The organism is Mesorhizobium sp. B2-4-2 (assembly GCF_006442845.1).
Taxonomy (GTDB): domain Bacteria; phylum Pseudomonadota; class Alphaproteobacteria; order Rhizobiales; family Rhizobiaceae; genus Mesorhizobium.
Map to the genome: position 1 here is coordinate 41017 of NZ_VFVM01000021.1, position 10600 is coordinate 51616.

Sequence of the window (10600 nt, forward strand, 5' to 3'; positions counted from 1 at the left end):
CTGGAGGTCAGGCGGCCTGATCGATGTAGAGGCAGCCGGCCGGCAGCGTTTCCATCGCCGTCAGCTTCGGCGAATAGCGGTAGAGCGTCGAGCAGTAGGGGCAGACCTTCTCATTGTCGTCGCCCATGTCGAGAAACACATGCGGATGGTCGAAAGGCGGGTTGGCGCCGGTGCACATGAATTCCTTGACTCCGATATCGATCGCCGGATGGCCCGCATCGTTCTGGAAATGGGGAATGGAACCGCCTGCCATCGTCGTCTCCTTTAGCGCAGTCTGCTCAGCGTTTGGATCATAACCGGTCTGTTTGCAAGTTCGATGAAATGAAACTGTCGCAAAAGCCTGTCAGAGGATAAGTTAAGCCGGTTAACCGGCTGGAGCATCGCAGCCAGGCGCAACAGCCTGGGCGCCGCCCGAAAAAGCGGCGAAGCAACCAGACGTGGGAAGAGCAGGAACCATGAACGAACTGAAGCCGGTCCAGAGCGAGTTCATCAATGCGGAAGCGGCAAGCCCGGAAGGCAATCCGGATCGTTTCGTCAATCGCGAGTTCTCCTGGTTGCAGTTCAACCGCCGCGTGCTCGAGGAATCGCAGAACACAAACCATCCGCTGCTGGAGAGGGTACGTTTCCTGTCGATCTCCGCGGCCAATCTCGATGAGTTCTTCATGGTGCGCGTCGCCGGCCTGGCCGGCCAGGTTCGCGAAGGCATCGTGTTGAGAAGTCCGGACGGGCGTACCCCCGAACAGCAGCTCGAACAGCTGCTGCGCGAGGTCGAACGGTTGCAGGAAGACCAGCAGAAAAGCCTTTCGGCGCTGACCGTGCTGCTCAACAAGGAAGGCATCGAGAGCATCACCCGCGACGCGCTGACCAAGGACGAGAAGGCTTGGCTGGAGGAGCACTTCCAGGATCAGGTGTTTCCGGTTCTCACGCCATTGTCGATCGACCCGGCGCATCCGTTCCCGTTCATCCCCAATCTCGGCTTCTCGATGGCGCTGCAGCTTCGCCATCGCAAGAACGGCGAGGAGATGAGCGCGCTCTTGCGCCTGCCGGTGGCGCTGAAGCGCTTCATCCGCCTGCCGGACCGCAAGCACCATGTCCGCTTCATCCCGCTGGAAGAGGCGGTCGGCCTTTACATCGGCAAGTTGTTCCCGGGTTACGAGGTCAAGGGCTCCGGCACGTTCCGCATCATTCGCGACAGCGACATCGAGGTCGAGGAGGAATCGGAAGATCTCGTGCGCCTGTTCGAGACCGCGCTAAAGCGCCGCCGCCGCGGCTCCGTCATTCGCATCGAGTTCGACATGCTCATGCCGGCCGAACTGCGCGAATTCGTCGCCGGCGAACTCGGCGTTTCGTCGAGCCGCATCAGCGTCCTGACCGGCCCGCTGGCGCTCAGCCAGATTTCGGAGATCGTCGCCGTTGCCCGCGACGACCTCAAATTCACGCCCTACAATCCGCGTTTCCCCGAGCGCATCCGCGAGCATGGCGGCGATTGCTTCGCCGCTATCCGCGAGAAGGACATCATCGTCCACCACCCCTACGAATCCTTCGACGTCGTGGTGCAGTTCCTGCGCCAGGCGATGGCCGACCCGGAAGTGGTGGCGATCAAGCAGACGCTTTACCGCACCTCCAATGACAGCCCGATCGTGCGTGCGCTGGTCGACGCGGCCGAGGCCGGCAAGTCGGTGACCGCGCTGGTCGAGCTCAAGGCGCGCTTCGACGAGGAGGCCAACATCCGCTGGGCGCGCGACCTCGAGCGCGCCGGCGTCCAGGTCGTGTTCGGCTTCCTCGAGCTCAAGACCCACGCCAAGATGTCGCTGGTGGTGCGGCGCGAGGACGGCAAGCTGCGCAATTATGTGCATCTGGGCACCGGCAATTACCATCCGGTGACCGCGCGCATCTACACCGACCTGTCCTTCTTCACCACCGATGCAACGATCGCACGCGATGTCGCCCAGCTTTTCAACTTCATCACCGGCTATGCCGAGCCGACCGCCGAAATGCGGCTGGCGATCTCGCCCTTCACGCTGAGGAACCGTATCCTGCAGCACATCTCCGATGAGGTCGCCCACGCGCTCGAGGGACGGCCGGCACGCATCTGGATGAAGATGAACGCCCTTGTCGATCCGATCATCATCGACGCGCTCTACGACGCCAGCCGAGCGGGCGTCGAGATCGACCTGGTCGTGCGCGGCATATGCTGCCTGCGGCCGCAGGTGCCGGGCCTGTCGGAAAACATCAGGGTCAAGTCGATTGTCGGCCGTTTCCTCGAGCACAGCCGCATCTATTGCTTCGGCAATGGCCACGGCCTGCCGTCGGACGAGGCCGTCGTCTACATCTCCTCGGCCGACCTCATGCCGCGCAACCTCGACCGCCGCGTCGAGACCATGGTGCCGATCACCAACCCAACTGTGCATGAACAGGTGCTGGGCCAGATCATGCTCGGCAACATCATGGACAATCAGCAAAGTTTCGACGTATTGGCTGATGGAACCTCCCGGCGCGTCGTGCTCGAGGAGGGCGAGGAGCCGTTCAACGCACAGGAATATTTCATGACCAATCCGAGCCTGTCGGGACGGGGTGATGCGCTGAAATCGCATGCGCCGAAGCGGATCGCGCAATTCAAGCGCCGCAAGAAGAACGCCGCCGCCTGATGCTGTCCGATTCCCAGGGCCGGCTGCAGGATCGCCGACCGCTGTCCATCATCGACATCGGCTCGAATTCGATCCGCCTTGTCGTATATGAGGGGCTGGCGCGCTCGCCGACCATGCTGTTCAACGAAAAGATGCTGGCGGGCCTCGGCCGCGGCATCGTGTCGACGGGGAAGCTCGACCCCGAGGGCGTGACACGGTCGATGGAGGAGTTCCGCCGCTTCCGCGCGCTCTCCGACCAGGCCGGTGCCGAGCACATGTACGTGCTGGCGACCGCCGCCGCGCGCGAGGCCGTCAACGGCCCCGATTTCATCCACCGCGCCGAAGACGTGCTCAAGACCGAGATCCGCGTGATCAGCGGCCGCGAGGAAGCCTATTATTCCGCGCTCGGCGTCATCTGCGGCTTTCATCCGGCCAACGGTATCGCGGGTGACCTCGGCGGCGGCAGCCTTGAACTGGTCGACGTCAATGGCGAAGCGATCGGCGACGGCATAACGTTGCCGCTGGGCGGCCTGCGCCTCCAGGATATGGCCAAGAACTCCCTCACGCAGGCAGCGAAAATCGTGCGCGACGAGCTGGGGCGGGCGAAGCTGCTCAAAGGCGGGCAAGGCAGGCCTTTCTATGCCGTCGGCGGCACCTGGCGAAATCTCGCCCGGCTGCACATGGAGATGACCAACTATCCGCTTGGCGTCATGCACCACTACGAGATCGGCGTCGAAAGTGCCGCCAATTTCCTGCGGCAAGTGGCGAAAGGCGAGATCGAGAAGATCAAAGGCATCGAGGGCGTTTCGAAGAACCGCCGCTCGCTCCTGCCTTACGGTGCCATCGTGCTGCAGGAGATCATGGCGGCGATGCAGCCGTCGAAGATCATCGTCTCGGCGCTCGGCGTGCGCGAAGGCTTCCTCTATTCGCTGCTCGACCAGGCCGAGCAGAAGGCCGATCCGCTGATCTCGGCATCGGAGGAACTCGCCCGGCTGCGCTCGCGCTCGGTCACCCATGCGCATGAACTCGTCGACTGGACGGCCAAGACCTTTGCCGCTTTCGGCATCGACGAGACCGAGGACGAGGCGCGCTACCGCCACGCGGCGGCATTGCTGGCCGACATCGGTTGGCGCGCGCATCCCGAATATCGCGGCAAGCAATCGCTCAACATCATCGCCCACGCCTCCTTTTTCGGCGTGGACCACCCTGGCCGCGCCTATCTGGCGATGGCCAACGCCTATCGGCACGACGGCATCTTCAACGAAGCCATCGCGCCCGAGATCAAGGCGCTGGCGACACCGCGCTATCTGGAGCGGGCGCGGGTGCTGGCGGCATCGATGCGCGTCGTCTACCTGCTGACCGCCTCGATGCCCGGCGTCATGCCAAGGCTGAAATGGGAGCAGCGCGGCAATGGCGTGCTGGCGCTGGTCTTGCCGGCATCTCTGGCAGATCTCTATGGCGAGCGGCCGGCCGGGCGCTTGGCGCAACTGGCGCGAATTACCGGCCGCCGCCTGGTGCTGGCGGTCGAGGGCGGACCGAGCGTTTCGGTGAAATAGGTACGGCCTACCAGAGCGTGAGTTATCTGATCCACACCGATATTAGACCAACTCAATGGCACCGCTTATCAGCGGCTTCGCGTTTGAAGACCGGCTTCCCCCACTCCGTCTTGGCTTCGCCAAGCCACCTCTCCCCCCTCCGGAGGGAGAGGAAGGGCGCCAAGATTGGCGAACTCGCGCCCTTCCTCTACCCCGTCGATCGGGGGAGGTGTCGAACGCAGCTCGACGGAGGGGGGGGTCGACTTGACGCGGGCGTTGGCTTGGCTCGGGCATTGAGAGTCCAACCCGGGGCATTTGTCTGGTTGGTTCCGGGCCTGCCCTTGGATTTAGGCGATATCAAACCGCAGCCCGCCCGTCGACCGACCAGGCGCCGGCGCCGGCCATGGCGAGCGCCAGAAAGCCGCCCGATATCGCGATGTCCTTCATCAGCATCTGCTGGTGCAGGAAGGCAAGCGTCGCATCATCGGCGCCCTGGCCGTAATGGCCGATGAAGCCGGCAACGATGCAGAAGGCGGCCAAAAGCAGAGCCACGATCCGGGTCTGGAAGCCGATGAGTATCAGCAGTCCGGCGATCAGCTCGAACAGGCCCGTGCCCCACGCGGCGAGCCCCGGGAGCGGCAGGCCAAGGCCGGCGAAATAGCCCGATGTGCCGGCAATGTCGGCGAGCGCATGGAAGCCTGACGGTACGAACAGCGCGGCAAGCAGCAGCCGCGAAGCCAGAAGCAGTGCGTTGCGAGGCATGGTCACCTCCGTTGTCGTTTGGCCGGTTTGGGCCTTTACCCACCCGGACCGATAGATCCTACCACCGATGCCCCGGCAAATCCGGGCACTGAATTGAGGCTTCTGCACCGACAACGAAACAGTGGCGCGGAAAATTCCGCGCCACTGCTGTCAAGACGGGGGAGGGAAGTTCAGCCGCGCTTGGCGTCGATCGAATAGGCGCCGGCGCCTGAGGAAGCCAGCACGAGGAAGCCGCCGGTGATCGCCAGGTTCTTCATGAAGTTGATCATCTGCATCTGGTCGGCCCAGCCGGTGTGGGCAACCAGGGCCGTGGCGACGGTGAAGATCGCCAGCACCCAGGCGGCAATCCGGGTCTGGAAGCCGACGAGAATAGCCAGACCGCCGAGCAGTTCGATGAGGCCGACGACAATGGCCGTCACGGTCGGCAAGGGCAGGCCGAGGCCGCCGAAATAGGCCGCGGTGCCGGAAAGGGCGCTGAGCTTGCCGAAACCGGAAAGCAGGAAAATGACCGCAAGCAGGATGCGGCCGAGCAGGATCGTGACAGAACTGTTGGACGCGGTGCCGGTGCCGGCGAAGGACGTGTTGGTGGACATGGTGGCTCTCCGAATGGGGTTGATCGCCCGTCAGATAGACTATGCCGACTGTTCACCAAAGCCGCCTCTCCGGCGACACATTGTTCACAGGACATACGTTTCCGTGAAGCGGTGAAAAACGGAAATTCGTGCCGGTCGATGCGGTGGCGGGAGGATATTCTCCCGCCGAAAAAGTGCCTTCACCCCGGATGGGTCATATCTTCCGGCCGCACGATCCGGTCGTAGTCGGCTTCGCTGACCAGCCCGGTGGCCAGCGCTTCCTCGCGCAGCGTGGTGCCGTTCTTGTGCGCGGTCTTGGCGATTTTGGCGGCGCTGTCGTAGCCGATGGTGGGCGCAAGCGCCGTCACCAGCATCAGCGAGCGGTCGAGGGCCGCCTTGATGTTGTCTTCGCGCGCCTCGATGCCGACGACGCAATTGTCGGTGAAGGAGACCGACGCGTCGGCGAGCAACTGCACCGATTGCAGGAAGTTGTAGGCCATCAGCGGGTTGTAGACGTTGAGCTCGAAATGGCCCTGGCTGCCGGCGAAGGTGAGGGCTGCATTGTTACCGAACACCTGCACGCAGACCTGGGTCATCGCTTCGCACTGCGTCGGGTTGACCTTGCCCGGCATGATCGAGGAACCCGGCTCATTTTCCGGCAACGACAGCTCGCCAAGTCCCGAGCGGGGCCCTGAACCGAGGAAGCGGATGTCGTTGGCGATCTTGAACAGCGCGGCGGCAGCGGCATTAATGGCACCGTGCGAGAATACCATGGAATCATGGGCGGCGAGCGCCTCGAACTTGTTCGGCGCTGTGACGAAGGCGATGCCGGTGATGGCGGCGATGCGGTCGGCCACCCGCTCGGCGAAGCCGACGGGCGCGTTGAGGCCGGTGCCGACGGCGGTGCCGCCCTGCGCCAGTTCCTGCAGGCCGGGCAACGTCAGCTCGATGCGCTTGATCGACGAAGCGACCTGCGCGGCGTAGCCCGAGAATTCCTGGCCCAGCGTAAGCGGGGTGGCGTCCTGCGTGTGGGTGCGGCCGATCTTGATGATATGGCTGAACGCTCTGCTCTTGGCGGCGAGCGCCTTGTGCAGGTGCTTCAGCGCCGGCAACAGGTCATGCACGATGCGCTCGGCGCAGGCGATGTGCATGGCGGTCGGGTAGGTGTCGTTCGACGACTGGCTCATATTGACGTGGTCGTTCGGGTGCACCGGCTTCTTGGAGCCCATGACGCCGCCCAGCATCTCGATCGCCCGGTTGGAGATCACCTCGTTGGCGTTCATGTTGGATTGCGTGCCCGAGCCGGTCTGCCAGACCACCAGCGGGAAATGGTCGTTGAGCTTGCCGTCGATGACTTCTTGAGAGGCTTCGACGATCGCCTTGCCGATCGCCGGATCGAGCCGCTTCAGCTCCATATTGGCTTCCGCCGCCGCCCGCTTGACGATGCCGAGCGCGCGCACGACGGATGCCGGCTGCTTTTCCCAACCGATCTTGAAATTGCCGAGCGAACGCTGCGCCTGCGCGCCCCAATAGCGGTCGGCGGCGACCTCGATGGCACCGAACGTATCGGTTTCGGTTCTGGTCTTGGCAGCGCTCACGGCAAGTCTCCGGTCTGTCGATTTGGGCAACGGCGTATCGCGTTGCACAAAACGCATCAAGCGGAGATTGCGGGCGGTGAAGATGCAAATCGGTTGAAGACAGAGCCAATCTCTCCGCTCGTGGGGAGATGCCCGGCAGGGCGGCGGGGGCGCGAAGGAACGCTATCTGTCGTCATTCAACTGCGTTCAGGTTAGAACAAGCGCGGAAGTGCAATCGAATGAGAGATCGGCGGGACAGCGCCCCCCTCTGGCCTGCCGGCCATCTCCCCCACGAGGGGGGAGATCGGCTGTCCACTCACTCCGCCGTATACCCGCCGTCCACCGCAAAGACGCCGCCCCGCCTCTGATCAGACGCCGCTTCCGCGCGGACTGGAGATCAGCAACAAAGCCGCGAGCGCGATGTCGCCGACAGGCGCATGGTTTCGGTTGGTCTGGCCAGGTCATGTCGGACGGCGTACGAAAAGGCCTGCCATGCAGGTGAGGCGGCAAGCGCGGTTTCATGCTGGGCCTGCGCTTCTTCGCCATCAAAACCCATCACACTGATGAAAACATTCTCACTCGCTCGCACCGGCAGGCGTGGAAAGCTGTTTTCCGCATGCTCCGTGACGAAAGCGGCGAGCAGCCGCGCACCGGGTGACGCCGTCATCGGCGCGAATTCGGGCTCGAAGCGGCTGGCGAACGCGGCCTCTGCGCCCGGCCGCAAATGATAAATCCGAATCACGACCATGCCTGACAGCGGCGTGCTTCTGCCTGGCTTTTCGTCGGCAGCCAAGCCCGCGCGCAATGCGCCGGAGAGATCGAAGCCAGCCCCGGTCCACGCAGGTTTGAGCAGCAGCACATCGTCGGAATCGATCATCGTGGCGTTGGCGGCATTGCGGTGCGCTGCCCATACCGGACCGTCATAGAAGGCGCTCAGGGCACGTTTGCGCGCCTCCATGTCCTCGAAACCGCGCAGCCAGACGAACATGTCGGGGCGATCGAGGTCCCTGAATTGGCCGATGATGGTCATCCCGGCCTCTTCCTGGCCTTCGATCAGCTTGCCGTCAAAGAGGTCGATAAGAGTATCGCGTTTGCCGGGTTTCAGCGTGTACTGCCGCAGTTCGACGACCGGGGAGGCGAGCGCTGCTGTCTCCGATGTGGCACTCATGGGCAGGCTCATAAGCTCGTCTCCAAAAACACGGTGATCATCCTGTTTTATAAAACAGACCGGTTGTCCTGTTTTGTCAATCTGCTAGCTTCTTTTTCTTCCCTCCTGGAGGGGCACGGTGGAGATTCCCGATGACAGGGCATGCCCAGAAGCGCACCAATGATCCCGAAGGCATGCGCAACAGAGTGCTCGATGCCGCGCAGGAGTCCTTTCAGGTACGCGGCTATCACGCGTCCAGTCTCGGCGATCTGATGGCGGCGGCGGGTGTCAGCGGCGGCGCGTTGCATCATCATTTCCCGACCAAGAAAGCGTTGGCGCTGGCGGTGATCGAAGAGCGTGTGGCCGCGGCGGTCGAAGAGACATGGATGGCGCCTTTGCGGGCGGCCGCTTCGGCGCGCGAAGGCGTGCGTGCAGCCTTCGAAGCCGTGGCGTCGGAACTTGAGCAACAAGGCTTCGTGCGCGGCTGTCCCCTCAACAACCTTGCACATGAACTGTCGCTCGCCGATGCCGAATTGCGCGCCGCCCTTGCCGGCATTTTTGCCGGCTGGCGCCAGGCGATCGCCGACAAGGTCCGGGCTGATCAGCAGGCGGGCAGGGAGCAGGACACCGACCCGCAGCGTTTCGCCGCCCTGGCCGTCGCGGCCTATTCCGGCGCGATGTCGATGGCCAAGACGGCGCAGGATGCCGGCATGTTGCGCGATTGCCTGGCGGGGCTGGAGCAGAATGTCGCCCAAGCTTCGCCCATGGCCGCAACGAGGCGGCGTCGCAGGATATTGCTGCCACCGGGAAACCTTTGATGCCGAGGACGGGAACGATCCCTACAACTCAGTTCCGTTCTGGGGGAGGGCAGCCGTGGACCGGGCGCTGAACTTTACTGCTGACCGGTGTCCGTGCTGAACTTCAACCCATGATGAAGCGCTTCTCACCAAAATCGGTATCACGACGCCGTTTTCTGGCGCGGGCCGCCGGTCTTGCCACGGCCCTTGCGCTTCCACGCCCGGCGCTCGGCCAGACCGGGCAGCGCATTCAGCCTGTCGACGCCACCTTCCTGTTCATCGCCGATGTCCATGCCTGCCGCATGGCCAGCGGCTTGAGTCCCAATTGCCAGCAGGAAGGCAAGACCGACGCTGCCTTGCTGCGCAATGTGGCGGCTCTGAACGGCATTGGCGACAAGACATGGCCCGTCGAGATCGGCGGCGTCCCGACGGGCCTACGCTCCGCCGGCAGCCGAATCGGCACGCCGCTCGGCCTCGTCATCGGCGGCGACATGACCGACGATGGCGGTGGTCAGATCACCCAGCCGAGTGAAGGCACGCAATTGCTGCAATTCAGCCAGCGTTACCAGCAAGGCATGGGGCCTGACCGCGTGCATGTTCCAGTCTATGTCGGGCTCGGCAATCATGACCTCGACCAAAACGGCCCGCGGCATCACGTTGACTGGTACCGGCGCGAAATGCGCGACTATGTCGAAGTCAATCACCGTGCCGGCGTGTTCTTCAAGCCACCGGTTCCAGCCACCGACTACGATGTCGAGACCGACTGCTATGCGTGGGACTGGGGCGGGCTGCATCTTGTCCAGACCCACCGTTTCGCTGGCGACACCGGCCATGGCGCGGACAGCAGCCTGCCCTGGCTGAAGCAGGATCTGGCGACCTATGCGGCGGACGGCCGCCCGGTCATCCTGTTTCAGCATTATGGCTGGGATAATTTTTCGACTGAGCGATGGGATCCCGCCAAAAAGGCGTTCGACGACGACGGCAAGGGGCCGCCGCATTGGTGGAGCGATGCGGACCGTCAGGCACTGCTTGCGGCCCTGAAAGGCTACAACGTGATTGCCATCTTCCATGGCCATCAGCACGAGGTGCCGATGATCTATCAGCGCGACGGCCTTGATCTCTTCAAGCCAAAGGCGGCCTATATGGGCGGGTTCGCACTGGCGCGGGTCACCAATGATGGCATGGATGTCGTGCTGGGCGAAGCCAGCGACGATCACGGCGGGGTCACATTCACCAACGCCTTCAGCAAACCGTTCCAGACATGAAAGCCCGCAGCGGCCTTTTCGTCCCGGACGCTGACTGACGTCGACCTGGCAGTACGCTCGGGCCTCGGCCTCCGCTACGAGATGCCGCCGATGATGACCGCCGCGATGTAGGGGCCGAAAGAAAACGCCCCTCGCACCTTTTATCGTGCGGGGGGCGTCTTTGCCGTTCGCTTTTCCTTCGATTGCTCTCGTGAATTGCTGACGACAACCATGAAACGTGCTTCGACCGAAATGGCTCCCGGCGCGTCCAGATTTTTTTTAGGGCCGCTTTGTTCAGTGCCCGATTGGCGTGAACCGTCGCGGCGGGTGAGCCAAGAA

Annotated in this window: 9 protein-coding genes; 4 read left to right on the forward strand and 5 right to left on the reverse strand. The window is 63.3% G+C overall.

What is annotated here, in order from left to right; translation table 11 throughout:
• Positions 1 to 7: 7 nt before the first annotated feature.
• The gene (locus tag FJ942_RS27955) at positions 8 to 253 is read right to left on the reverse strand and encodes a zinc-finger domain-containing protein (protein ID WP_140494310.1); all 246 of its coding nucleotides are present in this window, start codon (positions 251 to 253) and stop codon (positions 8 to 10) included.
• Between the two features lie 202 nt (positions 254 to 455).
• Between FJ942_RS27955 and FJ942_RS27960 the strand changes: the two genes are divergently transcribed.
• Entirely contained in the window at positions 456 to 2648 is a 2193-nt protein-coding gene (locus FJ942_RS27960; protein ID WP_140494308.1) for an RNA degradosome polyphosphate kinase, read from the forward strand.
• A complete protein-coding gene (ppx, locus tag FJ942_RS27965) occupies positions 2648 to 4183 on the forward strand; it encodes an exopolyphosphatase (protein WP_140515513.1) in 1536 nt (511 codons plus the stop codon). The genes FJ942_RS27960 and ppx overlap by 1 nt, the downstream gene beginning before the upstream one ends.
• A gap of 336 nt (positions 4184 to 4519) precedes the next feature.
• Here ppx and FJ942_RS27975 read toward each other — a convergent pair whose 3' ends face one another.
• From FJ942_RS27975 to FJ942_RS27990, 4 genes are all read right to left on the reverse strand, one after another.
• Entirely contained in the window at positions 4520 to 4924 is a 405-nt protein-coding gene (locus FJ942_RS27975) for a DoxX family protein (protein WP_140494304.1), read from the reverse strand.
• 170 nt (positions 4925 to 5094) lie between these two features.
• A complete protein-coding gene (locus tag FJ942_RS27980; RefSeq protein WP_140561877.1) occupies positions 5095 to 5517 on the reverse strand; it encodes a DoxX family protein in 423 nt (140 codons plus the stop codon).
• 179 nt (positions 5518 to 5696) lie between these two features.
• Positions 5697 to 7094: a class II fumarate hydratase gene (fumC, locus tag FJ942_RS27985; RefSeq protein WP_140561879.1), complete on the reverse strand. Its 1398-nt coding sequence runs from the start codon at positions 7092 to 7094 to the stop codon at positions 5697 to 5699.
• Between the two features lie 376 nt (positions 7095 to 7470).
• Positions 7471 to 8253 (reverse strand): NIPSNAP family protein, encoded by a 783-nt coding sequence (locus tag FJ942_RS27990; RefSeq protein ID WP_140899606.1) that lies wholly within the window; start codon positions 8251 to 8253, stop codon positions 7471 to 7473.
• 119 nt (positions 8254 to 8372) lie between these two features.
• Here FJ942_RS27990 and FJ942_RS27995 point away from each other — a divergent pair, with 119 nt between their 5' ends.
• Both FJ942_RS27995 and FJ942_RS28000 read left to right on the forward strand, forming a co-directional pair.
• On the forward strand, positions 8373 to 9038 hold the full coding sequence (locus FJ942_RS27995) for a TetR/AcrR family transcriptional regulator (RefSeq protein WP_140899608.1): 666 nt from the start codon (positions 8373 to 8375) through the stop codon (positions 9036 to 9038).
• A 110-nt stretch (positions 9039 to 9148) separates the two neighbouring features.
• Positions 9149 to 10282: a metallophosphoesterase gene (locus FJ942_RS28000; protein ID WP_140494294.1), complete on the forward strand. Its 1134-nt coding sequence runs from the start codon at positions 9149 to 9151 to the stop codon at positions 10280 to 10282.
• Positions 10283 to 10600 lie beyond the last annotated feature (318 nt).

Excerpts from the sequence above, each read along its gene's own strand:
- FJ942_RS28000 (WP_140494294.1), top strand. The coding sequence starts at position 9,149 with ATGATGAAGCGCTTCTCACCAAAATCGGTATCACGACGCCGTTTTCTG.
- FJ942_RS27980 (WP_140561877.1), bottom strand. The coding sequence starts at position 5,517 with ATGTCCACCAACACGTCCTTCGCCGGCACCGGCACCGCGTCCAACAGT.
- FJ942_RS27955 (WP_140494310.1), bottom strand. The coding sequence starts at position 253 with ATGGCAGGCGGTTCCATTCCCCATTTCCAGAACGATGCGGGCCATCCG.
- FJ942_RS27975 (WP_140494304.1), bottom strand. The coding sequence starts at position 4,924 with ATGCCTCGCAACGCACTGCTTCTGGCTTCGCGGCTGCTGCTTGCCGCG.
- FJ942_RS27990 (WP_140899606.1), bottom strand. The coding sequence starts at position 8,253 with ATGAGCCTGCCCATGAGTGCCACATCGGAGACAGCAGCGCTCGCCTCC.
- ppx (WP_140515513.1), top strand. The coding sequence starts at position 2,648 with ATGCTGTCCGATTCCCAGGGCCGGCTGCAGGATCGCCGACCGCTGTCC.
- FJ942_RS27995 (WP_140899608.1), top strand. The coding sequence starts at position 8,373 with ATGACAGGGCATGCCCAGAAGCGCACCAATGATCCCGAAGGCATGCGC.
- FJ942_RS27960 (WP_140494308.1), top strand. The coding sequence starts at position 456 with ATGAACGAACTGAAGCCGGTCCAGAGCGAGTTCATCAATGCGGAAGCG.